The sequence below is a fragment of the Streptomyces sp. GbtcB6 genome, assembly GCF_019091475.1.
Classification (GTDB): domain Bacteria; phylum Actinomycetota; class Actinomycetes; order Streptomycetales; family Streptomycetaceae; genus Streptomyces; species Streptomyces hyaluromycini.
This window is the reverse complement of sequence record NZ_JAGXJL010000008.1, coordinates 166,154-192,648: the sequence shown is the minus strand read 5'-3', so window position 1 is coordinate 192,648 and position 26,495 is coordinate 166,154. Positions and strand designations below refer to the sequence as shown.

The window sequence follows — 26,495 nt, the reverse complement described above, 5'->3', positions numbered from 1 at the left end:
TCGCCGGTTGTGGGATGCAGAGAGTCAGCCGCGGAATGCGTCGGCGAAGATTCCGGGAAGCTTGAGCCAGCTGGGCTTCGCCGCGAACGCGGACAACTTGGCTCCACTGCGGTGCGCCGTCCTGGCCGTCACAAACCACGGCGGTCGCGGGAACAGCGAGTTCTCGCCGTGCAGAACCGAGCGCGGGAAGGCGCGGTAGGGGCCGTAGACGACCGAGCGTTCGGTGTTGTCGATGAGGTGGGCGTTGTGGACGACCCCGATGCCGGAGCCCACCTGCTCCAAGGTGTTGCCGGGGAACGCGCCCCAGGTGAAGGGGGCGCCCAGGAATGCCACAGCGCTCCACGCATTGACTCCGATGGAGCCGTAGCGGAGTCCGGCGAGGATGTCGTCGAAGTCCTTGATCGCCCGCTTGTCCTTCGGGGCTACGGCGATGCTCGCGCCGAGGGTGCCGTCCAGCTCGGTGTTGGCGAACTCCACCGCGGCCCGGAAGAACTCCGCGCCCGTTCCGGCGAGAGCGGTGTGGCCGAGCACGGGTGAGAAGTACTCGGTCGCGAAGAGGTCTCTGCTCGTGGCTTCGGACACCTCGACCAGCAGGCGCCCGGAGTGGTCCTCGGCCTGGGGGTAGGAACTGCGGGCGGTGTCCATCTTGCGGTCGGAGCCGGGGTACCACGGCTCGCGTCGGGGCAGGCGGTCGAAAACGCGGCGCAGCTCGGCGAGGAACTCCTCCTTCTGCTTCCACTCCGCGGACAGGATCAGCGTCTGGGTGGCGATGCAGTTGTGGCCGGAGTGCTGCAGGCGCTGGGTGGCGATCTGCTCGGCCTGGAACCTGAGGTCGGCCTTGGTCCATCTGCCGGGGATGACGATCGTCGGTGAGACGCCCCCGAGCTCGGAGCTGATCGGCTTGTCCAGGACGGGTGTGCCGGCTTCACGGTTCGCCGAGGCGGTGGCGCCGGTGCCCCACACGATCGCGTCGTGGGTCGCGGCCGAACCGGTGATGTGCACGTGCGCGATGCCGGGGTGCCGGGTGAGATAACCGCCCACCTCTGCCGCGCCGTTGACGATCCGCAGCACGTTCGCGTCGATGAGCGGCTTGAACGCCGCGCTGTAGGCCTCGGTGAGTCCTGCGAACGTCGGGTTCAGTTTGAGCACTGATGCCCGGTTGAAGGCGACGAGTTCGTAGAGCACGTCCAGCGGCCCGATCGAGGCGATGTTGCCGGCACCGAGCACCAGCCCGACGCCACCGTTCTCTCCGACGCGCAGCGCTCCGAGACCGGCCTCTCCTCGTGCCTGATCCTCCGCAACGCCTGGCTTGAGCCAGACCTCGCCCGTGAAGCCGTGGAAGAGGGTGTGCTCAAGCAGGCTCGACGGCAGCACCTTGAACCGGATCCGGCCGCCGGGTGCCGACCGGGCCTTCACGCCGCTGAGCGGCGACTCGCCCTTCGCCATCAGGGTCAGGCTGTGTGCGACGCGACCGAAGCCGGCCAACGACGCGTACGGCCCGGAGATCCACTCCTCCCCCTCCATCGAGCCCTCGTGGGTTCCCTTGGCCGCGATCGCAGCCACGACCCAGTCGTTCGCGTGCCGCGCGATCGACGCTTGTGTTTCCGTGATCAGCGTGGCCCGTTGGTCCAGGCCGAGCCTCGACCAGGCGTCTGCTCCCACGGTGAGGTCCGCGATCGCCCTGTCGAGGTTCGCCCGGACTTCCTCGGTGATCTCGTCGTCGACAGGGGGTATCCGGGTCGCGCTCATCTCTGGTTCTCCTAGGGCGGGTTGACGCGGCGGCGTCGACGAATCGGGGGCTGGTCGAGCCTGTGGCGGGCCTTCTCGTCTCAGGCCTGCTGCGGAGCGGAGATGTACAGGGCGGTCGAAGCGACGTCGAACCCTGCCGCGTGCTTTCCGGCCTCCGCGAACTCGGCGGACTTCAGCGCGGTGGCTACGGCGTCCTCGTCGGCGAAGAACATCTCGACCACCAGATACGGCGTCACGCCCCTGAGCCCGCGTGGGTGGGAGAGCTGGAAGTCGACGACGCCGGGAATGGCCTTCGCCAGCGCGACATGCTCGTCGCGGTACCGGGCGTCGAAGGCGTCGGGGTCGGCGGGGTCGAAGTACTGGACGACGATGCGGTTCATGGGGTTTCTCCTTGGCGGGGTGAGCAGGCCGTTCGGTGTACGGGGTGAGTAGCCGTCGTCCGGTCTAGTAGCCGTCGCGGACGACGAGCGGCTTGCGGAGGCCCTGGGCCAGGGCGGTCGGGGCGTCGTCGAAGCTCACGACGTCGGAGAACACCGGGAGCGGGTCGACGGTGCCGTCGGCGATCAGGGCGAGTACGTCGGGGATGACCGGGCCGACGTTGGGCCGGCCCGTCGTGAACGTCACGCCCTGCATGTACATCGAGAGCACGGGCACGGCGACGTCCTGCCAGTAGATGCCGAAGCTGTGACAAGTGCCGTTCCGGGCGACCGCGTTGAGGGCCGCGTGCAGTCCGTCGGGACGGCCGGACGCGTCGAACGTCACCTGGAACTCGCGGCCACGGGGCACTTCGTCGAGGATCTCGGCGCCCAGTCCGCGGGCGAGTTCGACGCACTCGGGGTCGAAGGTGTCGACGTAGCAGACCGAGGAAGCGCCGAGGGCCTTGGCGAAACTGACGGCGAAGACTCCGACCGAGCCGGTTCCTCCGATGACGAGGACATCGGCGCCCGGCGCGTTGCGCAGTGCCGGGGCGACCGCGCTGTAGGTGTCGGAGAGGTTGTCGCCCACCGACGCCGCCGCACGTGCACTGACCCCCTCGGGCAGCGGCGCCAACGCGTAGCCGGCGAAGGGGATGCGGACCGCTTCGGAGAAGAAGCCGCCGAAGTCACCGCCGGTGGGCAGTCCGAACATCGCGTTCCGCGGCACGTTCGTACAGCCGGTGGGGCGACCGGACGCACACGCGGCGCAGGTGCCGCACGCGACATGCCAGGCGGGGACGACCAGTTGACCGGGCTTCACGTGCGAGACGTTGTCGCCCACCTCAAGGACCTTGGCGACGGTCTCGTGTCCGAGGGCGAACGGGCCCTCGAACGGGGCCAGTCCCGCGATCATGAAGCGGTCCAGGTCGCAGGTGGTCGAGACGACCGGCTGGACGATCGCGTCGTCGTCGGACTCCAGCACCGGCATCGGAACGTCGACGTATCGCAGCTCGCGCTTCTTGACGAACTCGAATCTCTGCATGGGTGGCCCTCCTTGGGACTCGGTCGTGCGGGACCGGAAACCGGCGCGTGCCGGTCGGGGTTCCGGGTGGGTGAACGAAGGTCTGTCTCCGGGGAGTTGACGCCGACGCTCATCGATCAGGCGAGACGCGTCAGCCGATGTCGGGCATACGGCTGGGAGCGGGGTCGGCATCGGGGCGGTTGCTCAGCGCATGGGCCAGCAGGTCGTGGATCTCGGCGGCGACCGCCTCGATCGGGGCGCTGCTCTGCTGGGCCCGGCACATGACCACCGCTCCTTCCTCCGCGGCGACGACGAGGGCGGCAAGCCGGCGGCTTCGGTCCTCGGCCAGGCCGTGACGCCGGAACACGGCCGTGAACGCCTCCTGCCAGCCGGCGAAGACCGCGCCTGCAGAGCGGGCGAGGTGGGGGGCTTCGTCGTTGGTCTCCACGGCCACCGCCACGATCGGGCAGCCGACCCGGAAGCGGCTCTCCACGAGTCCGTCGCGCCACACGGTGAAGAACGTGTCGATGCCTGCCACCGGATCGTCGGCCTGCATGGCGGCCTCGATCACGCCGGCCATGAAACCGCCGGCCAGCTCCACCGCCTCTTCGACCAACTGCGTCCGCCCGCCGGGGAAGTGGTGGTAGACCGAGCCGCGCGGGGCGCCGCTGTGGGCCAGCACCCGGTCGATGCTGGTCGCGCTCGCGCCGTACTCGCGCAGCAGGGCCGCGGTACTGCTGACCATCCGCTCGCGGCTGTCGCTCTTACGAGGGCTCACGAAACCACCACCTCAGTACGCCCCGCGTGGTCCGAGATGGGCCCGGCCGCGGAGATCCGACGTTCGTCCATGCTGGTCCGTCTTCCTCGCCGTGGAGTTGCGGGGCTGCCCACCCAGGCGGACTCACTGAAGCTAATCTATGGTGTATGACATAGAACATGCAAGGGGGTTCGTGCGCTCCCCCTGGTCCGACGTCTGTGCCTGATCAGCCGGAGCCCGCCGCGAAGTCGGCAGCGAAGCCTTCCGATCCCCGCCCATGCGACTCGGTACGCCGAGGAGTCCTCCCGTACGGGCCGCAGAGGAGTGAACGATGACGACAGCCGGTCCCGCCGAACCCCCGGGCTCGATGGACGCCAGAGAGCGGCGGCTCGTGGTGCGCACCACCGCTGGTGCCGTGCGCGGCCGCCTGGAGCACCGCCTGACCGTTCCGCGGCATACCGTTCACCGCGCCGCCGGTGGGGGACGCCCGCAGAAGTCCGGATTCGGGGGCATCTTCGACGTTCCGACGCACAGCACATCGCCCGCGACGGCGATGTCGTCGTGGGCACCTTCAACTACCGCGTGGGTACAGGTGTCTTCGGCGCCTGCCACGGCCTGGACGTCCCGCTGCTGTTCGGCGCGTTCGAGGCCGGCTTCGGGCGCCTGCTGCTCGCCGACGCGGCGGTCACGCCCGAGGCGACGGAGCTGTCATTCCCGCTTCCGCACCGCGTGGACGGCGTTCGCGAGGACGGGGGACCCGGGCCGGCCGGCGTACGACACACGGCGGCGGCTGGAGCCGGAGCTCGACGCGAAGCCGGAGTTCAGGCGGTACCCGGCCCGACCACTTCCCATCCACAGATCACCTACGTCCGTATGACTCCGTATGACAGAGAGGAACCGAGTCGCATGCCCACTCAGCTGAACGTCAACGTCTTCACCGCCCCGGAGAAGCCACTGGTGGGAGAACGGCCCCGGCCCTTCGGAGCGCCGCTGGCCTGGGATCCGATGACCTCGACCCTGATCTACGGTGAGCGCGACGCCGTCCTGGTCGACCCGCTCACCACCGTCGCCGAGGCCGAGGCACTGGCCGACTGGGTCGCGCTGCACCACCGCAACCTGACCGCGATCTACATCACCCATGGCCACCTCGACCACTTCGGCGGGCTCGGTGTGCTGCTCCGGCGCTACCCCGAGGCCCGCGCCATCGCGACACCGGGCTCGGTCGAGCTGGCACGAGCGCACGGCAAGGCGCTGCCGGCCTTCCGCAAGTGGTTCCCGGGGCAGATGCCGACCACGCTCACGCTGCCAGAGCCCTACGAGGACGACACCTTCGCCTTGGAGGGCCACGAGCTGCGGATCATCGAGCAGGGCCACACCGACGGCAAGAACAGCACCTCCCTGTACGTCCCGTCGATCGACCTCGTTGTCGGTGGTGACGTCCTGTACAACCAGTGCCACGCGTACGTCGCCGAGACCACCCCCGCGATCCGCGAGAACTGGATCGCCGCGCTGGACCGGCTGGCGGCACTGAACCCGAAGACGGCCGTGGCCGGTCACAAGAAGCCCGGCGCCCCGGACACCGCCGAGTGCATCGAGACGACGAGGCGCTACCTCACCGACTTCGGGCGCCTCCAGGAAAAGACGTCCACCGACCGTGAGCTGTTCGACGCCATGCACACGCTCTACCCCGACTTCGCGGCCAAGCAGGCGTGGCTGATGTTCGGCCTGTCCTGACCGGCCACGCATACACATCCGCAGCACCCTCAGGAAGGCCCCCCCCGCACCATGACCGCGCCGACGGCCCACGCAGCCGGACAATTCGAGATCGCAGGGAAGAAGGTCGCACGCCTGGGCTTCGGCGCCATGCGCCTGACCGGACGCGGGACCTGGGGCGAACCCAACGACCGTGCCGAGTGCATCCGTTCGTACGGCGCGCGCCCGACACGGTCCGTGGTGAACGAGGGGGCCTGGTCCAGCTCGGCATGAAGGGACGGCCCCCGCTGGGCCGCCCCGAATACCTGTGGCGGTACCGCCGTCTCAACCGCGGCGGGGACCGGCAGGCGAACGCTGCCCTGCGGGGTGCGCCTGCTTTGCGATTGCACTCGCCTACGCGTCCAAGACCGTGTCCTACACGGTCAGTTGATTGTTGGGCTGGGCATGGGGAGGGGCGTTGGGGATGGATCGTTCCGGACGGTCTGTGGGAGTCGGCGAGGCCGCCTGCTCGTCAGCGGTTGCGCCTGGCGGACCTTGCCACCGTGCTTCGGAGCATCGAAGCCGACCGTGCACCGCCGCTTCGCCATCCGGTCCCGCGCCGGGGTCCGGGGCCGGCTGCACCAGAGAGTTCTCCAGCTCCTGGACGAGGAGGACCTGGTCGACCTGTCCCGTGCGGTCCTCGACCCATCTCACGTCCGCTGGTGGCTCAGAGACACCTCCGACCTGGATCCGGTGGGCGCGCTGACCGGACTAGGCCCTGTCGTTTGGATCAGGCCGGCTATGAGGTGCGGCACCTTTCGACCGACCCGAGCGGGGTGTGGTGCGTGCAGCTGCAAGGCGGAGGAGGCGTAGACGATCAGCCGCTGCCGCGGCGGGCGACGCGGTGGGGGCACCTCCCGGCCGAAGGCTGGGGGACGTCGGCGAGTGACGACAACGCCGCTGGGGGCGCCCCCTCTGGGGGAGTGCGTGCCACACCCCGCGACGCCGGGATGATCCAAACGACAGGGCCTAGGGGCGGCGGGCGACCTCCAGAGGTCCGCGCTTTCCTGTCGCCGGCCTCCGTCGGTGTCGCCGCCCGGCGGTTCCGGGGGTGTCAGGACCTGGCGAGAGTCAAGTCGTGACAGGCTTCCTCGATCCAGTCGAGGGGGACCCCGCTGGGCAGGGCGTCGTCACGCAAGTCGGTTGTCAGCGCGTCCCAGTTGTCATAGCCGTGGGCCTTCGCTATCGAGTCCCTGACCTTGGTCTCATGCGGGGGTGTCACCTCCGTGCGGCTCGTCTTGTGATCCTTCAGCCGGTGAACCGCATGCCACAGCATCACTTCCGTCTCGAACTGCCTGAAATGATGAATCTTGTCCATCAGGTTTGCGGACAGTGACGGAATGTCCAGGAAGAGGCCCGCGAGAGCCGGCTCGACCGAGGAATTCCGGGACAGCTTCGACTCGCTCCCGGTGGTCAGTCCTGCGAAATCGAGCTGTCCGGCCAGCAGGAACCGGATGTATTTCTGATACCGGCCGGTTCCGAATATGAACGGAGGGAGTGACAGATCGAGTTCTTCACGGCTGTGGCCGAGAAGCGGGTCGTGCGAGGAGTATCGCGGCCCTTGGCTGAATCGGCGGTCGGTTCCATCGGCAGGTGCCCCGTCGGGCAGGAGCGAAAGAAAGCGAACAGCCCTCAGTGCGTCCAGCCTCTTGATGTCGACGGAGGCTGCGACTTCACCTATCACGCCACTCGGGTCGTCGATCCCGGCCTTCTTGAACAGAAGCCGCCAGACCCGGTCGGGATAGTACGATTCGGCGGCGACCCGGTGAAGCTCCACACCCTGGGACCGGGTGATCAGCTTGAGACCGTACAGCTTTCTGATCGCCGCGCGGATATTGACCAGGGCGACGCTCACCGCCGAGTGGTCGTCGTCGGGATCCGTCGCGACCACCACGGGGTCGTCCGAATCGAAGAGGCCGGACCGGTACATCCTGTAGACGGCTCCGACACCGTGGACGCCGACGGGCCAGCATTCCGCGGCCCGTATGGCCCCCATACTGGACGCCCCGACGATCTGAGCGCCGTCGCGAGCCACCTCGACGACCTCTCGCGGTGACACCGGGAGCACCTGCGAAAACGATCCGTCGATGATGAGGATCCGGGAGCTTCCGCTTTCTCTGGCCCGGTAGACGTCGCCGCGTTTCGCGGGGGGAAGGACGTGCGCCTGCGGCAGAAGGGCCCGTGCCTCGCCCGGCGGCAGGGACGGCCCGGTGAATATGGTGGTTCTCATGGCTCAGATCACCGATTCCAGCAGGCGGAGGGTAGGGGTGCGCGAACTCTCACCGTAGGGAGACGCGAGGCCCGGAACCAGGACACGAACCACCGGCACGCCGAGATCCTCGCGGCTGAGTTCTGTCACCAGGCACTTTTCGTGTCCTGCGTCCCGCAGCCGGCCGACGACCGTGTGTATGTTCTGCAGGATGCTGCCGCTGCCGTCCTTGGCCTGCGGGAACGCCAGGGAGCCGGGGTTCCGGTAAAGAGAGTCGAGCCGCTTCAGCTCGGCCGGCCTGCGCCGCGCGCGCCCGGTCTCGAACACCTCCCGCGCACCCGTGGCGAAGCCGGCGTGACCTTGGCACGCCTCGGTGAGAGCGCGAAGCAGCGCCCGTTCGGGCTGGAGGTCGGCCCCGTACCCGGGGAAGTAGGTCACCTTGCCCTCCTGCCCGAAGTAGCCGTCGTCGAAAAGGACGACCCGGATGACCGGAATGTCGATCGCGTTGGTCAGATCCTGTATCCGGACAACCAGACCCTGACCGGTCAGTGCGTCGATGAGCTCCTTCGCGGTTCCGGCTGGAACCGACTCCGGAGATATGACCCTCAAAGGTCGACGAGGAGAGAAAACCGGGTCGTGGTGAGCGGAGTAGAACGCTTCCTCCGACACCGCGTCGCGCTCGACAAGCTCACCGACCGCGTGGAGGACCGCCTCTGAATACGTATTTCCGGAGGCGAGCCCGTTGGTCTCGATCCGAGCCGTCATGCCTTCCGTGGAGGGATTCAGGACGAGGTCGGTCGGCACCAGATGATGGCCCCCCTGCGCCAGGTCGTACGCTCCCGTCCAGGAGAAAACGGCGTCGGGCCGGTACGTCGTGTCCTGCGGCAGGCTGAAGTCCTCCGGGTCGACCGCAGCGGCGGGAGCGAGTTCCTCGTAGGAACCCCTGACGATCCGGCGGGCCGGAATCTCCTCGGCCGAGACGCGCTCGATCGCCTCCATGACGGCGCTGAGCTTCGCCGCGATCGGCGTCGCCCCCTTTCCCGCGCTCACCATCAGGTCTTTGGCCAGAGGGGTCACGGCCGACCACACGGGGGAGCTGATGTAATCCAGGGGGGTGGTGTCGTACACGCGCGTGACGGGGACGCGGGGCAGCAGTGGTTTCAGGAAGTCCCACGTCTCCTCGAAACTTCTGGCGTGTCCGGCCTCCGAACTTTCCGCATCGGGCTGAAAGCTGTCGGGGCGCAGGGCTGTCAGGCTGTTCGGTTCGACCATCATCGTGATGCCTTGTCTGGAAGCGGGGATCGACGGGAACGCGGACCGCCGCGTCGCTGCGGTTCAGGAGCCGGCGGAGCGGGCCGACGAGGGGCGACGGTCGCCGGTCCACACGGCCCTGCCGGCGCTCGTCACGGCACAGAGGACCGCGACGGCCCGGTCCGCGCCCCTGGGGCCTGCCTCAGGCGTCCCGCGTGACCACGAGGTCGTCGGCGAAACGCGCCCCGAAGTCCCCCTTCCACACCGCGGTCAGCCGAGGCAGCTCCTCCAACAGGCCGGTCGACGCGAGTTGCAGCATCATCTCCCTCATGACCTGCCGCGTGAGTCCGGCGGCCAGACACGCGTGCCGGCCCCGCCCGAAGGCGACATGGCGAGCCCCGGTCCTGTCCGCACGGAAGGTGCCCGGGTCGGCGAACCGCCTCGGGTCGCGGTTGGCCGCCACGAGTACGAGGACCACGCGCGACTCGGCCCGTACGGTGTGACCGTGCAGGGTCAGATCGGACAGCGCGCGCCTGGTGGCCAAGTGGAAGGGCGTGACCAGCCGCAGCGCCTCGTCCACGGCCCCGTCGACGTCTTCCTTCAGGTCGACGGCGGCGCTCTCCGGGCCGGTCAACGCCTCCAACAGGCGTGCGACAGCCGCCGCGGTGGGTTCCAGCGCGCCACTCACCAGCTGGGCGTATATCGCGGTCGCGTCCAGAAGATCCAACGTCCCGTCGGACAGAGCGCGGCTCAGCGCCGAGGCGAGGACCCCCCGGGGAGCCGCGCAGCGCTGCGCGACGAGCCCGGTCAGCTCGTCCAGGGCCTCTTCCGCGAGCCGCCCGATGGCGGGGTCGTACGTCTCGATCGGCCCTACGGCCAGGATCCGGGTGGCGCAGTCCGCGAGCTGTGCCAGGCCGTCCGGCTCCTCGTCCAGGAGATCGCTCAGGCCGGCCGCCAGAGCCGGCCTGACGACATCGGCGAACAGCCTGTCAGGCGTCACCGTGGGACTCGTCGCCGCGACGGAATCCGTCATCGCGGCGACCATCTGCCGAACGGCGGCGGGCGTGAACAGCGGCAGGAGCAGACGCCGCATACCGGTGTGCCGCGGCGGATCGGAGAACACGGGCCAGCGGTCGATGAACTCCGTCACCCGCCAGTAGGTGTTCTCCTGCTCTTCCGTCAGCGAGGGCGGGCAGTAGGTTTCCACCTGGGCGCCGAGCCGGGGATCAGGCAGAAGGTCGTACACGTCGTCGTATCGCGTCACGTACCACGTGTTCGTGCTCTCGTCCCAGTGCACACCGTGCGACTCACGCAGTTCGTCGAACCACTTGACCGGCTCCGCTTCCCGGTCCGTCGGGATCTGCGGCACCGTGGTCTCCGCCGTTACGTTGTCCATCACAAACCAACCCGTTCAATTCACGCGCTTCACAAGCCTGACGGAGTATTGGGGGAGGGGCTACAGGAGCGATCGGTCGGCGAGCAGATAGCTCGTCAGCTCCTGACGCGCTTCGGCCGACTCCGGCACGGCCGCATACGTCGTGGTGATCTGCCGCCGCTTGTCGGCACCGCCGAACGACGCATGGTAGGAGTGCGGATCGAAGGCGATGAGGTCACCGGGGGAGGAGTCGACGGTGAAGGCCGGCACCTCCTCGGGCCGCATCCCGAGGCGACGCATCGGGTTCTCCATCTCCGCGGCGAACGAGTCCCAGCTCCCGCCTCTGCGGTGGGTGCCGGGAATGAACCGCAGCGCTCCGGTGTCGCCGTCGAGCGGCTCCAGATACTGGACGATCTTGAGGAGCCGCAGAGCGCGGTGGTTCCCGTCCCGGTGCCAGTAGGTGGCACCGTCGTAGCGGACTCCGTCGCCGCCGACGTAGACGACATCCGTGCCCAGCAGCCGACGTGCCACCTGAGGACACCGGTCGTCGGCCAGGAGCACCTTCTGGAGCACCTCGCTGCGCTCGGCGATCCGGGCGACGCCCGCACGCCCCTGCCGGCCGACCTGCGGGAAGTTCTCGAAGACGTCTTCGAAGGCGTCGGCGACGGCCGGCACGACGTCGTTCTGCACACCGCGCAGGTGGAGGAACCCGAACGTCCTGAAGCGGGTGACCTCGGCGTCGGTCACCGACAAAGAGGTGAGTCTCATCCGATTGACACCGATCCGGAGACGTAGCGGTTGAGGAAGTAGCGACGCGTGTCGCGCTGCTCGGTCTCGGTCACCGGGTCACCGACACAGTTGAACGCCAGCTGCCGTCGTATGTCGCCGTGCCATGCCGAGTGCAGGACGTTCGTGTCGAAGACGATGACGTCGCCGGGCTCGGACTCGACGACCACCGCCGGAACGTCGCCACCGGTGAGACCGAGGTCCTCCCCGTGCCTGATGACGTGCTGGGTCGGTTCCCCGAGCCAGCCGTTGTCGGCTCGATGTGAACCGGGAAGGAAACGCAGGGCACCCGTGTCGTGCGCGGTGGCGTCCAGGTACAGAACGAAACGCAGGAACGGCGTGGTGTAGAAACCGTCCGAGTGCCAGTACGAGTCGCCGACGAGCGCGTTGGCATCGCTGGTGATGACCTGGTGGTTGCGTTCGAAGAACGCCCCACAGATCGCGCCCACCCACGCCGATCCGGAGATCAGCCCCAGCTCGGGCATCTCGTTGAGGGCGTCGAACCTGGTGACTCTCTCGTTCGGCGTACCGTCGGCCGGCAGATCGATCAGCCGGCCGAAAGCACGCTGCAGTTCCTCCACGGTGTCCGCGGCGGCCCCCCGGAGGCGGGCGAATCCGAACACCCGCAGCTGCTGCGCGACCTCCGCCTCATCGAGTGACATGGGACCGCCCGGGTGCGGAGTGCCGAGCAGCGGACGTGAGCCAGGCCGGCCCCGCCTCGTAGTCATCCAGCTGCTCCTTGGTCCGAGGGCCGATGACCACGGCTTCGGGGCGGTAGATCTCGTGGATCTCGGAGATCCTGGCGGCGATCGCCTCCGCCCTGCGCTCGGGCGGTACCGCCCGCAGCCGAGAGCCGCCCGAGAAGAGACTGCGGATCACGAGACGGTAGTCGGCGAGGAGGCGCGTCACGTTCGTGTCCTGCGGATCCAGCTGGTCCGCCTCGCACATGACCACGCTGCCGGCGGGCAGCCTGCCGGCGATCTGCGGCAGACTCACGTCCGGCAGCAGCACACTGACGCCCACCAGATCCGCCTGCCCCGTCTGTGAGCAGTGCCTGGCGAACCCGGCGAAGTCGATGTCCGACACCCGCCTCGGCTCCGGATTGTGCACGAAGGCGACCTCGACGTGGTCCCGCCCGAGCCGCTGCAGGCTTCCCTGCAGCGACTTGGCCATTCCTTCGAGGCTGTAGTCCAGGGTGGGCAGGGGAGTGGTGGTGTCGATCCCGACCTTGGTCCAGACCGACGCGTCGCCGGGAAGGTGTGCGCCGAGGTCCTCCTCCGCTCTCCCGCGGGCATACACGGGCGAGGTGTCGAACGTGGTGAAGCCCTGGGCGATCGCACCCTCGACGAACTCCCGGCCCTCGTCCGCGTCGCGACCCAGCACCATCAGGCCGTTGAAGGACCCCGAGCAGCGCATGGTGCCGATCACCACGGACGGCTGATCCTGCATCGTGTTCATGGACAACTCACCCTTCGTGGGATTCCGAACGGCAGATCGCCATGCAGGCCAGACCGGTGGTCGGTGGTTCGCAGAACGACTGCTCGAGCGCCTCGCCGATCTCCTGCCGCGTCGCGAAGACCGACACCTGCTGAGAGCTGTCGTAGGGGCAGCGGCGCAGGAAGCCGTCCGCGGACAGGTACAGCCGCGCGGACTGGCAGGACCGGACGACCGGGCCGCGCAGCCACTCGTGGTAGTCCGACACCACTGTCCTCAGCTGCTCCGACATGCCGAAGAAGGTGTCGATCAACGCCAGGTCGCGCTTGAGGTGGGGATTCTCGAAACGGAACGTCGGCGACGGCAGCAGCGGGCTGACCTCCACCGGGACATCGGCCGTCTCGACCACCGAGACGATGGCCTTCAGGTCGTCTTCGTCCAGCTCGTATGCGGTGACATGCAGGCTCGCCCGACGGTGTCCCAACGCCTCGAAGACCTTCGGCGTCGAGGAGATCGTGCGGCCGGTGCGGCCGATTTCGTCCGCTCTGCGGCTGTCGGCGGAGACGGTGACGTGACTGAGCATGCCGGCGACACCGGCGAGGGCATCGAGTCGCGGGCCGGTCCTGGCGGCGGTGACCACCGAGGTGCGGAAGCCGAACTGAAGTGCGACGCGCACGAGTTGACGGAACTCCGGGTGGTCGGTCGGCTCGCCGCCGGACAAGCACAGCTCGTCAACGCCGAGTTCGTGGAGCCGCGACAGTGCCCGGGCGTAGGTGTTGAGGCTCAGGACGTCGCGTCCGACATCGGCCCGGAAGCAGAACCGGCAGTTCACTTCGCAGTTGTCGGCGGTCGAGACGAGCACTCCGCGGAGTGCTCCGAGGCTGTCGGTCACTGCAACCCCGTGTGGTCGGTCAGGGCGAGTTCGAGACCCACCTGGAAGAAGTCGCACATCTGCGGATCGGGCTCGGGGTTGTTCCGGAGCGAGACGTCGTTGCGGGACGGACCACCGCAGACGGCGGCGGCGGGGCACTCTCCGCACTGCTTCGCCGGCAGGAGGTTCTTGGCGGCTCCCGCCAGCAGCTCAGGCTGCTCCCGAAGCTGACTGATCGGGAAGACGAACGAGTCGTCGCGCCAGTTCAGGTCGAGGATGGAGATGCGCCCGCGGGACAGCAGAGCCGCGTTCAGGCCGCCGTCCTGCTGGATGTGCTCGTACATCTTCGGCAGGCGGGTGTCCAGGGCCTGATAGATGCGGTCGAGCGAGGAGAACAGCATGGCACCGCGGGACAGCGCCAGAAGCCGCGAACGGAACACCGCGCGGCACAGCGCCTCGCCGTCGACGTGCCAGCGGCCGGAGATCGGAATGGGGGTGTTGACGTAGATGAAGTTGATGCCGAGGGACAGCACGTACTCGACGGTGTCCGGCAGGTTGCTCACATTGATCGGCGTGGGGGTGAGGTTGCAGCCCACGTGCACCCCGGCATCGATCAGCCGCTGGATGTTCCGGTGGATCCGCTGGTCCGCAGGCTTGCCCGACAGCAGGAACCGCTCGACCTTGTTGTCGTCCGGAGCCCCGTCGAAGGAGACGCCCACGCCGTACTTGAACTTCTTGAAGTGCTCGATCATGGGGTCCTTGATCAGGACACCGTTGGTGACGACGGTGAACTGCACACGCCCCACGCCGTGCTTCTCGGCGAGTTCGAGAGCGTACTCGTCTCCGTACTGCATGAGGTCGAACCGGGTGGTCGGCTCACCGCCGAACCACTGAATGGTGACCTCCTCCTGGCCGGCGTTCTGCTCGAAGAGGTACTCGAGCCCTTCGCGGAGGTCGGGGATGGTGATGTCGTCGGCGCCCGTGTTGGTGTCCACGAAGCAGTACGTGCAGGTCATGTTGCAGCGGTCGGTCACCACGATGCGGTATCCGCTGATCCGCGGCGGCTTTCCGGTCATCCCCAGCCCGTTGAGCCGGTCGAAGATGAGATCACGCTGAGGTGCGGCCGGCGGCTCGGAAGTGAAGCCCAGCTGTTTCATCTCCGCCAGGATCTGGGGATCGTCGTCGCGGATCCGCTTCATCTCATCGGCGGTCAGACTCGCGCTCCCCAGGGAGACGGGATCAAAAACAATACCCTCCGCCCCCTGAGCGACAAGCAAATACTTGTTCCAGAGTCGATCGGCATCGTTCGTCACGGTGAACTCCTAAAGAAACGGAACCAGCCATGCGTCGGAACGAACCGCACAGCGAGAAGCCCGCTGCGGTGCCACCGTCGCTTTCCGATGACACCGCAGCAGGATGGATCGATCAGTCTTCTTGCGCGATGTTCGCGTCCTTCAGGACACCCTGAACGATCTCGGTGTAGTGCTTCTTGAGATGCTCGGTGTTCTCGGACGTCGCACCGTCGGCGAGGACGATGATGCCGGGCAGCGACGGGTTGGGCGCCATGAGAACGATGCCGGGCGGGTCAAGGCTGATCGCCATGACGGCGTCCTCGACCGGCACCCACTCGATCCGTTCCTTGACGGCGTCCATCACGCTGACCTGCTTGGCCTTGAAGTCTTCGCGCTCGCCGAACCACACGCCCGACTTACCGCGCGACCCCACGGCGTCGGCGTAGATGAGGTGGTTGTCCTTCTGTTCGCGAGGTTTGGGCATTCAAACGCCTCCTAAGAAAGGGCCGAATTCGGTCCGCGCCGCCCCGGAGCTGAATTACTGATTGCTCCACGGCTTTTTGTGCGCATATTGCGACCGCTGGCGCTCACTCTCGCACGCCGGGGAATATACGTGGTCCATCCCTGGTATATTCGACGTGCGCCTCGCCTTTTCGGTATTCCCGCTCCATCGCGAGGGGGATTTTAGTGACGTGACGCGATGTGCCGATATGGGCCGGCGACCGGTACCGTCACGGTTCGTCCGTCGGTGCGGAGCCGCCCGGCAGATGATCGAGGATCCGGCTGACATCGTTGGCATCGGGCAGGCCGAGACCGGTGAAGAGTTCGTGCGCCTTGCCGAGCCGGACACGGGCGGTGTCGATGCCGCCGCGATCGGCCTCGGCCCGGCCCAGGACCATCAACGCGTAGGCGTGGTCCCGTACGGCTCCGATCTGTTCGCACCGGACCACGGCCTCGGTGGCGTACCGCACCGCCTCGTCGTACCGCCCTGTCCTGCGGAGGGTTTCGGCGAGCCGGTACAGGGCGTGGGCCTCACGCCCCCGGATGCCGGCGGACCGGCAGACCGCGAGGCACTCGGTGTAGCGGTCGATGGCGTCGTCGAACCGCTCGTGTTCGTGCAGCGCCAGAGCCAGCACGTACAACGCGTAGGCGATCCCCGGAAGGTCGCCCATGGAACGCAGGGTCACCAGCGTCGTCTCGCAGGCCGGGATCGCCTCGGCGGCCCGGCCGCTGCGCACGCGGGCGAGCGCCGCGTTGATGGTGGTCGCCGCCTCGCCGGACCTGTGGCCGAGGACACGGGCGAGTGCGATCGCCTCGTCGAAGCACTCCACCGCCTCGTCGTATCGATGCAGAAACATGACCGCCACACCGAGGTTGTTGAGCGCCTGCCGGAGGATGACCGTGTCCTTCGTGTTCCTCGACGCCGTGACGGCCAGGCGCGCGTGCTCCTCGGTGTCGGACGGGCGGGCGGTCTGCAGGGCGATGCTGCAGCACAGCAACTGTGCCCGGCCCAGAACCCGTTGGTCGCCCCTTAGCTCGGCCTCCCGCGCGAGCTCCAGTGCGGCGGACCGCAGCCCCTCGAACCGGACGTCGGCGCAGAAGGGGCTGACCGCGATGAGCAGGTCGACGGCGGTCCGCAACTGGCCGTCGTAGGGCTCCGTCCGCCGTCCGACGGTGTGCAGCGCGGCCGCCGTCACCAGTCCGATCTCGCCGGTGATCCAGGAACGCGCCGTGCGGACGTCGCCGAAGTGCAGCCCCTGGGAACGCAGCGGGCCGAGGGAGTTCGCCACCGGGTCTCCGGGCACGGCCTGCGCGAAGGCGTTGCACGCGGTGGCCAGCAGGTAGTCGAGCAGTCTGCCGAAGGCCTGCCGGGTGTCGTCCTGGTGTTCCGGCTCCGCGCACTGGGCGAAGGCGCGGAGCAGGTCGTGGTAGCGGTAGCGGCCCGGTTCGGGGGACTCCAGCATGGCGGCGTCCACCAGGGCTTCCAGCAGTTCCTCCGCCGTCTCCTCGTCCGTCGCGAGTGCGGCCGCGGCCACCGGCAGACCGAAGTCCAGGGACCCCGGGACGGCGAGCAGCCGGAAGGCGCGGGCCTGCTCGGGCGGCAGCTGCCGGTAGCCGAGTTCGAAGACCGCGTGGATCGACACGTCACCCACGCGCAGTTCCTCGATGCGTCGCTGCTCGTTGGCGAGCCGGGCGGTCAGTGTCGCGATGGCCCACCGCGGCCGGGACGCCAGCCTGGTGGCCACGATCCGGATGGCCAGCGGCAGGAAACCGCACAGCCGGAGCAGTTCGAGCGCCTGTTCCCGTTCCGCGTCGAGCCGTTCGTGCCCGATGACCGCGCCGAGCAGCGAGAGGGCCTCCTCGGGCCTGAAGGTGTCTATGCTGAGCTGTTTGGTGACCGGCAGACCGAAGAGACGGGACCTGCCGGTGATGATGACTCCGCAGCCGACCGATCCGGGCATCAGGTCCAGGACCTGCGACGCGTCACGTGCGTTGTCCAGGACGATCAGCACCCGGTGGCCGTCCAGCATCGAACGGAGGAGTTTGCAACGGTCTTCGAGGGTCTCCGGTACGGCCTCGGCGGCGACGCCCAGCGACAGCAGGAACCCCGTCAGGACGCCGGCGGGCTCGGCGGGGTTGTCGTCCGCTCCACGCAGATCGGCGTAGAGCTGCCCGTCCGGGTAGGCGTGCCGTACGCCGTGGGCCGTGAACAGGGCCAGTGAGGTCTTCCCGCTGCCGCCCATCCCGGCTATCGCCACGACGGTCGGTGCTCGCCGTCCGGGCGTCGTCAGCAGGGTGTGCATGTCGCTGACGGCGTCGGTGCGGCCGGCGAAGTCGGGAAGCAGCGGCGGAAGCTGTGCCGGAACGGGCAGCGGTTCCCGGTCCCGGGCGGCCGCGGGGAGGGGCTCGGCCGGCTTCGGCTCGTCGGGCACCGCGGGTTCCTCGACGGCCGCTATGGAGAGGGCCGGATCGTTCTCCAGGACCTGCCGGTAGACGGCGGTCAGCTCAGGCCCGGGATCGATGCCCTGCTCCTCCAGCAGCAGCTTCCTGACACCGCTGAACACCGCGAGTGCGTCGGCCTGTCTGCCCGCCCCGTAGAGCGCGCGCATCAACAGGCCGTACGGACGCTCGCGCAGGGGGTGTATGGCCGTGAGGTCCGCCAGGTCGGGAATGACCTGGCGATGGCGGCCGAGGACCAGGTCGACGTCGAAACGTTCCTCCAGCAGAGCGATGCGTAATTCCTCGAGCCGGTCACGCTGCCGCATGGCGAAGGGGCCGGGCACTCCGGCCAGAGTCTCTCCCTGCCACAGGTCGAGTGCGCGGACCAGCCTGTCGCTCGCCTCCTCCAGCCGGCCCGAGGCACGTGCCTGCGCCGCCTCACGAGTGAGCGTTTCGGCCTGCCCCACGTCGAGCGAGGACGGGGGGACGACCAGGCGGTAGCCGTCGCCGACCGACACGAGCACGCTCGGCGTGGAGCGGTCCGGTTCCAGGAGTCTGCGCAGCTGCCAGGCGTAGGTGCGGATCGTGGTGGTGGCCTTGCTGGGGGGCGTGGGACCCCACAACGCGTCCACCAGCTGTGTCTTCGACGCGGTGTGCCCCGGTCGCAGGAGCAGGACCGCCAGCATGGCCCGGAGCTGGGGTGGACCGAGGTGCAGTTCCGCGTCGCCCCGGTATGCACGAACCGCCCCGAGAACGGCGAAGAGCAGTTCTTCCGTCACCTCGCCAAGGCCCTCCTTGCCCGACCACTCCGAACGCCGTCGTCACCACCATGGTCACGAACTCACCGTGGGGATCGGCTCACGCTTGGATCGATCACCTGTGCGCTGAAGTGGCCAGCCGACCGCCGTCGGCTGCCAACCAGCCTATCAATCGCGTCGGTTCATCCTCGAAAATGCGTATACAACGTGAGGCCGCCGGGATTGCGGGGCAGGGGAGACCGGCTCCGGGGAACACCTGAGCGGGTGCCCGTACGGGCACCCGCTCATGAACCGTCAGTGGTCGGCCGGACCTCTCAGACCAGTGACTCCCAGTCGACGATGCCCTCCGCGAGGTCGCGCACTCCGGCGAGCAGGCCCAGCCTGTTGGCCCGGACTGCGGGGTCCTCGGACATCACCAGGATGTTGTCGAAGAAGATGTTCACCGCGTCGACCAGCTCGCCCGTCTCCGCGTTGAAGCGGACGAGCGAGGTCTCCCCGTCGAGGACCTGCCGGCACTTGACCAGGGCGGCGTGCAGAGCCTGCTCGGCGGGCTCATGGAGCTGCTCCGGGTCGTACACCGCCTCCAGCCCGGCCGGCACGATGCGCCGTACCCGCTGGAACGCCGCGAGAACGGTGGCGAACCGGTCGTCATCCTGCAGGCCTTCCAGCTCCTCCAGGGTCCGCGTGGCCAGCCGCGGCGAGTTGCCGCGCACCAGCACCGCGCGGACGTCGGTGGTGGAGTGCCCCAGCTCGATCAGCTGCTGCTCGAAGCGGCGCAGCACGAACTGGGCCGCGTCCTCCAGATGCTTCTGCTCGACCGTGACGGCCTGGTGCTCCGCCGCGACGGCCAGCGCCTGGCCGAGCCTGATCGCGGACAGGTCGCTCCTGCTGAGGAGGATGTTGACCACGCCCAGCGCGGAGCGGCGCAGCCCGAACGCGTCCGAGCTGCCCGTGGGTTCGGCCCCGATCGCGAAGAGTCCGACCAGCAGATCGAGCCGGTCCGCCAGGGCCAGCAGGGCCCCCGGCAGGGTTTGGGGCAACGCGTCGCCGGCGAAACGCGGCAGTTCGTTCTCGTAGAGGGCCTGCGCCACCGCCTGGCTCTCGCCCGCGCGCACGGCGTATTCGCGCGCCATGATGCCCGCGAGGCTGGACAGTTCGGTGACCATCTGGGAGCCGAGGTCGAACTTGGTCAGGGCCGCGGCCCGTTCCAGGACGTCGTGGTCCGTGCCGGACAGGCCGATGACCTTCGCCAGCCGGCGGGCGATGGCCGAGATGCGGTCGGCGCGGTCCGCCATGGAGCCGAGACGCTCCTCGAACGTGAGGAGGTGCGTCTTCTCTCTCATCTCGCTCAGCGGGGTCTCCAGATCCGCCTTCCAGAAGAAGGAGGCGTCCTCGTACCGGGCGCGCAGCACCGCCTCGTTGCCGTGGCGGACGACGTCGTGGTCGCACGTTCCGTTGGCCACCGCGACGAAGTGGGGCAGCATGCTGCCGTCGGCGTCCACCACGGGAAGGTAGCGCTGGTGCTTGCGCATGACGGTGACGAGGATGTCCGCGGGCAGCGTGAGGTACTTCGGGTCGAAGTTCCCGAGGATCGGGGTGGGGGACTCGACCAGGTTGGTGATCTCGTCGATCAGCGCGCCGTACTGCTCCGTCTGGATGTGCCCGCCCACGGCCTCGGCGAGTCGCGCCGCGCCGTCCACCACGAGGCGCCGCCGCTCCGCGGCGTCCGCGAGGATTCCGTGCTCTTTCAGAAAGGGCAGGTACCCGTCGGCCGTCGGCACCTCCGCCGTGGGAGGCACCGCGTCACGGTGAACCTGCGTCGTACGTCCCGACGTCAGGCTGGACACCGTGAAAGGGACGACCCGCTCTCCCAGCAGAGCCATGATCCAGCGGATCGGACGGGTGAAGGAGAGCCGCGGAGCGTTCCACCGCATGTTCTTCTCGGAGCGAAGTCCGGTCACGACCTCCGAGAGGAGAGCGGAGAGGACGTCCTCGGCCGAGCGTCCGACGACCTGCCGGGTGAGCGCGACATGCTCGTTGGCCCCGACGGTGACGCGACCGAGGTCCGCCGGTTCGGCGCCGTTGCTCCTGGCGAAGCCGATGGCCGCCTTGGTGGGGTTTCCCTCCGCGTCGAACGCCGCCGAGACCCGGGGCCCGCGCACGGTCTGTTCGTAGTCGGCCTCGCGGGGTTCCACGCCGAGGACGGTGGCCACCACGCGTCGGGGGCTGGCGTCGACCCTGATCTCACCGTGTCCCAGCCGGGTTGCGCCCAGTTTCTCCGTCAACGCGGTGCGCACCGCCTGCGAGGTCCGTGTGACCTCGGCCGGCGGCATCTCCTCCACGCCGATCTCGACCACGAGGGTGGCCGGCCCCGGTTCGGCCGGCGGGGTCACCGTGCCCTGCTCGGCCCCGACGGGTTCCGCGGCCGCCGCCCGGCCCGGAGCCTCGCTCACCGCGGTGTCGGCCGGGGCGGAGTCACTGCTCGACACGCGGCCCAGAGGGAAACCGAGTTCCTCGCGCCGTGCGACCCACAACTCGGCGACCTCGTGGGCCAACCCGCGCATCCGGGCGAAGGAACGTGCCCGCTCCGTGGTGGAGATGGCGCCCCGCGCGTCGAGCACGTTGAACGCGTGCGAGCACTTGAGGACGAAGGAGTACGCGGGAACGGGAAGACGCGCGTCGAGCATGCGGCGCGCCTCGCCCGCGTAGGCCTCGAAAAGGCTCCGCTGGGTCTCCAGGTCGGCCTCGTCGAGGTAGTAGCGGCTCATCTCGTACTCGGCCTGGCCGAACGCCTCGCCGTAGGTGACACCCGGCGCGTACTTGAGGTCCTTGAAGTGATTGACGCCCTGAAGCGCCATCAGGATGCGTTCCATGCCGTAGGTGATCTCGACGGACACCGGGTCGAGGGTGATGCCGCCTGCCTGCTGAAAGTATGTGAACTGGGTGATCTCCAGACCATCGAGCCATACTTCCCAGCCGAGCCCCCAGGCGCCCAGCGCCGGGGACGCCCAGTTGTCCTCGACGAAGCGAATGTCATGTGCGGCCGTGTCGATGCCCAGTGCCTGCAGACTGCCCAGGAAAAGCTCCTGCGCGTTTCCGGGCTCGGGCTTGAGGATGACCTGGTACTGCGTGTGGGTCTGCAGCCGATTCGGGTTCTCGCCGTAACGTGAGTCGTCGGGCCGGACGCTCGGTTCCACGTATGCGACACGCCACGGCTCCGGTCCCTGGACCCGCAGGAACGTAGCGGGGTTGAGCGTGCCCGCACCCACCTCGGTGTTCATGGGCTGAACGACCAGACACCCGTGTTCGGTCCAGTACTTGTTCAGCACCAGCAGTGCTTCTTGCATCGTCAACACCGAGATCATTCCTCCACGAATACGGCGCATGCTCAGAGCATCTCCCGGCTGAGGCTGCAGGAGACCATGGCCTGCGGGAGTCTACCAATCAGGGCGTTTCCGCTCGGCATCGCCGGGGAGCCAACGGGCGCCACGTCCGGGCCAATTGCGACCGGCCGAGCGGGCCGGCCGGCGTTCCCCCGAGTGGCCGGGACCTGTCGGCGGCCGTCGCCACGGCCCCGTCACCTCCGGCCGCGTCCCGCGGCCGGAGGTGACGGGGCCGGCGCCCGAACGCGGCGGGGAACTCGAAGATCTAGGGAATCCACTAGTCTTTCCGGGCCGCCGTTCTGCCAGTCGATTTTCATGCGACCATGAGTGTGGACGTTTATGCGAAACCTTTCCCTTCCTGCCCAGCCTATTCAGTTCACAGTGTCGGCGGACGGGAAATCGAGGCTTGACTGATCGAATGTTGCTCTCTACGGTTCAGTCGTTCGGTCATCCGGACGTGAAGTGAACGCATTTCATCCCCTGTGCTTCCTCTCGTCAGGTGGTTCGGTGCCTGTAGTGGATTTCGTCCGGGCATCGCTTTTCGGTGATTTCTTGGTGTGGCTCGACACAGTTCTCTGGTTACAGAATCCGATCCACGGATGCGAAGAAGCCCCTGCGAAAGAGAGAAGTCATGGAAAACTTCGACGACATCGACATTTCCGACCTGTCGGAAGAGGAGCTGGACGACATCGTCGGCGGCCAGTTCGGGATTTCCCTCACCTGCGTCATCTGACGATCTGAAGCCCGCGGTCCGTCCGCCGAGGGGGCCTGCGCTTCTTCGGCGGACGGGCCGACGGCTCACGTCCGGACGTCCTGTCGCGGGCAGACAGGCCGGTGACTCACAACGGGAAGGGACTCATGCCTGGCGATTCGCGTTTCAACGCCGAGGCGCTCGAACACCATCGCAGGAGCGATGGCCTTGGACCGGTCTTCGGTCACGCTCCTGCCGTGACCCGGCCCAAGGGAGCAGCCGAGCGGATCACGGCGGTCCGCGAGCGGTTCAGACGACGCACACGCGGAGCGCGGCTGCAGGTCTGCTTCCAAACCCAGGTCAGCGACTGCGGTCCCGCCGCTCTCGTGACCGTGCTGCGCCACCACGGCGTGGACGTGTCCCTCGACGAGATCCGCGCGCGTGCGGGTTCCGGACGCAATGGCGCATCGGCCCGCACCCTCCTGGAGATCGCCCGCGAATACGGCGTCAAGGGCCGCGGCGTACGCGCCGGCACGGAAGCCCTGGCGCGGCTGTCCCCCGGTTCGATCCTGTTCTGGAACTTCAACCACTTCGTCGTCCTGGAGGGAGCCGGCAAAGACCATGTGGATGTCGTCGACCCTGTCCATGGACGCCGCAGGCTCACCATGGCAACGGTCGCCGAGTCCTTCACGGGCGTGGCCCTGGAGTTCGAGCAGCCGCTCGAAGCCGGCTCCGGCCGGCGCCGACGCGGCAGTGAACTCCCCGGCCCCTGGCACCGCTTGCGGCAGTTTCTGCCGCACGGCCGGGAACTGGCGCTGATCCTCGCCTCCTCCGCCGGACTCATGGCCTTCGAACTCGCCCTGCCGCTCACCGCCGGATTCCTGGTCGAACGCGTCCTCGGCAACCGGTCCACCGGCGGAGCGTGGACGGCCTGCGCCATCCTGGCCGGTCTGGTCGTCCTCTATTTCTCCCTGTCAGTGGCGCGATCGTTTCTGGTCACCAGGCGCCAGGCCGTCATCGAGAAACGGCTCACCCTGGGCATCGTCGGGCATATGGCGGACCTGCCCTACGACTTCTTCACCGTGCGCAACTCCGGTGATCTCGCGCTACGGGTCCGCACCAGCAACGTGCTCGTCCAGGTCCTGAGCCTCACCGCGGTCTCGGCCCTCTTCGACAGCCTGCTCATCGTCGTCTATCTGATCGCCATTGCCGTCGCGAACCCGCTCCTGTCGCTTCTCGTCACCGTGCTGGTCGTCGTGCAGACCGGCATCCTCGTGCTGACCTGGCGCCGGCAGACCGGACTGAGCCAAGAAGTCCTCGAACGCCAGACCAAGGCCCAGGAGGAACTGGTGGAGATGCTGGAGAGCATCACCACCCTCAAGGCCGCCGGCATGGACGGCCGGGCGGTGGAGCGCTGGTCGCACACCTTGGTCCATGAGGTCAACAAGCGTCTGAGCGCCCGCCGCGACCTCGCCCTGTTCGCGTCCCTCAGCCGCACGCTGCAGTTCGCCGCGCCCCTGATCGTGCTGGTCGCCGGGATCTGGCTGGTCCTGAGCCACCGCTACTCGCTCGGCGAGGCCATGGGCTTCATGACACTGACGATCGCCCTGTTCATCCCGCTGGAAGGCCTCTTCGACGCCGGCTCCCAGCTGGCCGCGGTCCGGCCCACCCTCGCCAAACTCGACGACGTCCTGCGAGCGGCCTCCGAACCGCGGGGCGCCTTCGCCGGGACCGGCGTGGCCAGACCTGGCCGGATCAAGGCTGAAGCGGTCGGCTTCCGCTATCCGGGAGCTCCGCGGCCCACCCTCGACGGCGTCAGTTTCGAACTCGAACCAGGGCAGTTCATGGCCGTCATCGGCCGTTCGGGCTCCGGGAAGTCCACCCTCGGCATGCTGCTGGCCGGACTGTACACACCCACCGGCGGAACCCTGACCGTCGACGGCACCGACCTGGCCGAACTCGACCGGCCCACCTACCGGCGGCGCATCGGCTACGTCAACCAGAACGCGCACCTCTTCGGCGGCACCATCCGGGACAACATCCTCTTCGGCGGCGACGACATCAGCAAGTCGGATCTGATCACGGCGGTCGGGCTGGCGCACATCCACGAGGAGATCGAAGCCATGCCCATGGGGTACAACACCCTCGTCGCCCCCGGCGGCCACGGGCTGTCGGGCGGACAACGCCAGCGGATCGTGCTGGCCCGGGCGCTGGCGAAGAAGCCCGAACTGGTCATCCTGGACGAGGCGACCAGCGCCCTCGACCCGGCTCTCGAGGAATCCATCATGCGGGGGCTGCTGGACGCGGGAATCACCGTCGTCGTCATAGCCCACCGCCTGACGGTCATGGACGAGGCGGACCAGGTCGTCGTCATGCGAGACGGACGCATCGTCGAGGCGGGTTCCCCCGCCGTCCTCAAGGAGAGCGGAACGGAGTACCTGTGCCTCGCCTGACGGCCTCACGGGTGCGTACCCCGTTCCCCCTGACCTACGAGCAGGAGTGGTTCCACACCAAGACCCTCTCCAGCGGCTGGTCCCACAAGAACACTCAGCTCGCGTTCGAGATCCTGGGCGGCCTCGACACGGACGCCCTCGCCGCGGCCGTACGCGCCTTCGTGGTCCGGCACGACGCCCTGCACCTCCAGATGGATCCGGTGCCGGGCCCGCACCCGTTGCAGTGGACCCGGGGCATCGAGGCCGAGGAGGAAGTCGTCCGACGGGTGAAGGTGAAGGCCGCCTCGCCCGCACAGTTCTCCCACTACGCCTCGGTCCTGCTGTCCCGCGACTGCGTCACCCCGTGGTCGTACGGCACACAACGGCCGTTCGTCATCAGGCTGCTGCGCTACGACGAGAACCACCACGCGCTGCTGGCCACCTTCCAGAACCTCGTCTTCGACGGCCGGGCCCATCACCTCTTCGGGCATGAGGTCTGGCGCGACTACCAGACCCTGCGCGACGGCGGGTCCCCGCCGGACACCGCCCCCTCGTTCGCCGACGCGGCGGTCCGGCAGCGGGAGCGGACGAGCGAGCGGCTGCGCGAGCAGGCGCAGGCGAACTGGCGGGAACGCCTGGCCTTCATGACCCGCGTCTCCTGGCCCCGGACCGGCCCCGCCGAGGCCGACACCGCGGAAGGAGGCATGGTGAGCGCGGAACTGCCGGCCGCGACGGTCACGGCGCTGCGTGGTCTGTGCGCCGAGTTCCGCTTCACCGTCCTGCAGTCGGCGGTCGGGTTGTTCGTCACCGCACTGGCCACTCGAACCGGCATGTCCGAAGTGGGACTGTGGACCTCGATGGACTCGCGTGCGTCCCGGGACATGGACGTGGTGGGCATGTTCGCCGGCTCCTGCCCGCTGACCCTGCGCGACGCCGGCGCCGACGCCTTCTCCGTGCGGACACAGGTGCGTGATCAACTGCTCAACGGGCTCCGGCACCAGAGGCTCGACGCCGAGGACCTCACCGCGCTGACCCGGGAGGCGGAGGAGACCGGCGGCGCACCCGTCAGCCGCGACATCTACGTCAACCTGCGCCGGTTCGAAGGGAACTCCGCGGTCGCGGACGACATCGGCGGTCTGCGCATCACGGCTGACGCCTACCCGCTGCACAGGATCACCTTTCATGACACCTTCGCACTTCACCTCCGGTGCACCGAGTTCCGCGACCGCCTGTGCGTCGACCTCCTCTACGACGGGCACCGGGCCGACCGCCGGCTGGCACGGTCGGTCCTGGACGACATGCTCGCCGGCCTGGCGGCCACCGTGCCCGCCGGATGACCGGGCAGGAGCCGTGAGGGCCGTCCGCCTCCCCGCCGTAC

At 68.4% G+C, this 26,495-nt stretch carries 18 protein-coding genes and 2 pseudogenes; 5 read left to right on the top strand and 15 right to left on the bottom strand.

Going from position 1 to position 26,495, the window contains the following annotated elements:
* Positions 1-24 precede the first annotated feature (24 nt).
* The 4 genes from KVT45_RS16190 to KVT45_RS16175 all read right to left on the bottom strand — a co-directional run bounded on the left by KVT45_RS16190 (position 25) and on the right by KVT45_RS16175 (position 3,964).
* Positions 25-1,749, bottom strand: coding sequence for an aldehyde dehydrogenase family protein (locus KVT45_RS16190; RefSeq protein WP_217548022.1), 1,725 nt, complete (start codon positions 1,747-1,749; stop codon positions 25-27).
* Positions 1,750-1,829: 80 nt separating this feature from the next.
* Complete coding sequence (locus tag KVT45_RS16185) at positions 1,830-2,129, bottom strand: EthD family reductase (protein ID WP_217548020.1); 300 nt, start codon at positions 2,127-2,129, stop codon at positions 1,830-1,832.
* 64 nt (positions 2,130-2,193) lie between these two features.
* Positions 2,194-3,207 (bottom strand): zinc-binding dehydrogenase, encoded by a 1,014-nt coding sequence (locus tag KVT45_RS16180; RefSeq protein ID WP_217548019.1) that lies wholly within the window; start codon positions 3,205-3,207, stop codon positions 2,194-2,196.
* 130 nt (positions 3,208-3,337) lie between these two features.
* On the bottom strand, positions 3,338-3,964 hold the full coding sequence (locus tag KVT45_RS16175) for a TetR/AcrR family transcriptional regulator (RefSeq protein ID WP_308310738.1): 627 nt from the start codon (positions 3,962-3,964) through the stop codon (positions 3,338-3,340).
* Between the two features lie 885 nt (positions 3,965-4,849).
* On the opposite strand from KVT45_RS16175, the gene KVT45_RS16170 reads away from it, so the two are divergent.
* From KVT45_RS16170 to KVT45_RS56310, 3 genes and pseudogenes are all read left to right on the top strand, one after another.
* A complete protein-coding gene (locus KVT45_RS16170) occupies positions 4,850-5,677 on the top strand; it encodes an MBL fold metallo-hydrolase (protein ID WP_217548017.1) in 828 nt (275 codons plus the stop codon).
* Between the two features lie 51 nt (positions 5,678-5,728).
* A pseudogene (locus KVT45_RS16165) lies at positions 5,729-5,851 on the top strand (oxidoreductase); the annotation flags it as partial.
* Positions 5,852-6,123: 272 nt separating this feature from the next.
* Positions 6,124-6,355, top strand: a pseudogene (locus KVT45_RS56310) (IS5/IS1182 family transposase); the annotation flags it as partial.
* A 394-nt stretch (positions 6,356-6,749) separates the two neighbouring features.
* Here the strand turns inward: KVT45_RS56310 and KVT45_RS16160 are convergent.
* The 11 genes from KVT45_RS16160 to KVT45_RS16110 form a co-directional block, all read right to left on the bottom strand.
* Positions 6,750-7,925, bottom strand: coding sequence for a TfuA-like protein (locus KVT45_RS16160; protein ID WP_217548015.1), 1,176 nt, complete (start codon positions 7,923-7,925; stop codon positions 6,750-6,752).
* Between the two features lie 3 nt (positions 7,926-7,928).
* A complete protein-coding gene (locus KVT45_RS16155; protein WP_217548013.1) occupies positions 7,929-9,179 on the bottom strand; it encodes a YcaO-like family protein in 1,251 nt (416 codons plus the stop codon).
* A 178-nt stretch (positions 9,180-9,357) separates the two neighbouring features.
* Positions 9,358-10,551 carry a cytochrome P450 gene (locus KVT45_RS16150; RefSeq protein ID WP_217548011.1) on the bottom strand — a complete coding sequence of 398 codons (1,194 nt, stop codon included), beginning with the start codon at positions 10,549-10,551 and terminating at the stop codon, positions 9,358-9,360.
* Positions 10,552-10,611: 60 nt separating this feature from the next.
* Positions 10,612-11,298 (bottom strand): phytanoyl-CoA dioxygenase family protein, encoded by a 687-nt coding sequence (locus tag KVT45_RS16145; RefSeq protein ID WP_079174205.1) that lies wholly within the window; start codon positions 11,296-11,298, stop codon positions 10,612-10,614.
* Entirely contained in the window at positions 11,295-11,978 is a 684-nt protein-coding gene (locus tag KVT45_RS16140; RefSeq protein WP_075029620.1) for a phytanoyl-CoA dioxygenase family protein, read from the bottom strand. The genes KVT45_RS16145 and KVT45_RS16140 overlap by 4 nt, the downstream gene beginning before the upstream one ends.
* A complete protein-coding gene (locus KVT45_RS16135; RefSeq protein ID WP_217548010.1) occupies positions 11,965-12,774 on the bottom strand; it encodes an aldo/keto reductase in 810 nt (269 codons plus the stop codon). The genes KVT45_RS16140 and KVT45_RS16135 overlap by 14 nt, the downstream gene beginning before the upstream one ends.
* A gap of 7 nt (positions 12,775-12,781) precedes the next feature.
* Positions 12,782-13,642: a radical SAM protein gene (locus tag KVT45_RS16130; protein WP_168497240.1), complete on the bottom strand. Its 861-nt coding sequence runs from the start codon at positions 13,640-13,642 to the stop codon at positions 12,782-12,784.
* On the bottom strand, positions 13,639-14,820 hold the full coding sequence (locus KVT45_RS16125; protein ID WP_217548008.1) for a radical SAM protein: 1,182 nt from the start codon (positions 14,818-14,820) through the stop codon (positions 13,639-13,641). Before KVT45_RS16125 ends, KVT45_RS16130 begins: the two co-directional genes overlap by 4 nt.
* Positions 14,821-15,046: 226 nt before the next feature.
* Positions 15,047-15,397, bottom strand: a complete 351-nt coding sequence (locus KVT45_RS16120; protein ID WP_075029623.1) for a hypothetical protein — start codon at positions 15,395-15,397, stop codon at positions 15,047-15,049.
* Between the two features lie 247 nt (positions 15,398-15,644).
* A complete protein-coding gene (locus KVT45_RS16115; protein ID WP_308310737.1) occupies positions 15,645-18,632 on the bottom strand; it encodes a BTAD domain-containing putative transcriptional regulator in 2,988 nt (995 codons plus the stop codon).
* A gap of 293 nt (positions 18,633-18,925) precedes the next feature.
* The gene (locus tag KVT45_RS16110; RefSeq protein ID WP_254646893.1) at positions 18,926-21,958 is read right to left on the bottom strand and encodes a glycine--tRNA ligase; all 3,033 of its coding nucleotides are present in this window, start codon (positions 21,956-21,958) and stop codon (positions 18,926-18,928) included.
* 984 nt (positions 21,959-22,942) lie between these two features.
* Between KVT45_RS16110 and KVT45_RS16105 the strand changes: the two genes are divergently transcribed.
* Positions 22,943-25,138, top strand: coding sequence for a peptidase domain-containing ABC transporter (locus tag KVT45_RS16105; RefSeq protein WP_217548005.1), 2,196 nt, complete (start codon positions 22,943-22,945; stop codon positions 25,136-25,138).
* A complete protein-coding gene (locus KVT45_RS16100) occupies positions 25,126-26,454 on the top strand; it encodes a condensation domain-containing protein (protein ID WP_217548003.1) in 1,329 nt (442 codons plus the stop codon). Before KVT45_RS16105 ends, KVT45_RS16100 begins: the two co-directional genes overlap by 13 nt.
* The last annotated feature ends 41 nt before the right edge of the window (positions 26,455-26,495 follow it).

Excerpts from the sequence above, each read along its gene's own strand:
- KVT45_RS16190 (WP_217548022.1), bottom strand. The coding sequence starts at position 1,749 with ATGAGCGCGACCCGGATACCCCCTGTCGACGACGAGATCACCGAGGAA.
- KVT45_RS16185 (WP_217548020.1), bottom strand. The coding sequence starts at position 2,129 with ATGAACCGCATCGTCGTCCAGTACTTCGACCCCGCCGACCCCGACGCC.
- KVT45_RS16180 (WP_217548019.1), bottom strand. The coding sequence starts at position 3,207 with ATGCAGAGATTCGAGTTCGTCAAGAAGCGCGAGCTGCGATACGTCGAC.
- KVT45_RS16170 (WP_217548017.1), top strand. The coding sequence starts at position 4,850 with ATGCCCACTCAGCTGAACGTCAACGTCTTCACCGCCCCGGAGAAGCCA.
- KVT45_RS16160 (WP_217548015.1), bottom strand. The coding sequence starts at position 7,925 with ATGAGAACCACCATATTCACCGGGCCGTCCCTGCCGCCGGGCGAGGCA.
- KVT45_RS16155 (WP_217548013.1), bottom strand. The coding sequence starts at position 9,179 with ATGATGGTCGAACCGAACAGCCTGACAGCCCTGCGCCCCGACAGCTTT.
- KVT45_RS16150 (WP_217548011.1), bottom strand. The coding sequence starts at position 10,551 with ATGGACAACGTAACGGCGGAGACCACGGTGCCGCAGATCCCGACGGAC.
- KVT45_RS16145 (WP_079174205.1), bottom strand. The coding sequence starts at position 11,298 with ATGAGACTCACCTCTTTGTCGGTGACCGACGCCGAGGTCACCCGCTTC.
- KVT45_RS16140 (WP_075029620.1), bottom strand. The coding sequence starts at position 11,978 with ATGTCACTCGATGAGGCGGAGGTCGCGCAGCAGCTGCGGGTGTTCGGA.
- KVT45_RS16135 (WP_217548010.1), bottom strand. The coding sequence starts at position 12,774 with ATGAACACGATGCAGGATCAGCCGTCCGTGGTGATCGGCACCATGCGC.
- KVT45_RS16125 (WP_217548008.1), bottom strand. The coding sequence starts at position 14,820 with ATGAAGCGGATCCGCGACGACGATCCCCAGATCCTGGCGGAGATGAAA.
- KVT45_RS16120 (WP_075029623.1), bottom strand. The coding sequence starts at position 15,397 with ATGCCCAAACCTCGCGAACAGAAGGACAACCACCTCATCTACGCCGAC.
- KVT45_RS16110 (WP_254646893.1), bottom strand. The coding sequence starts at position 21,958 with ATGCAAGAAGCACTGCTGGTGCTGAACAAGTACTGGACCGAACACGGG.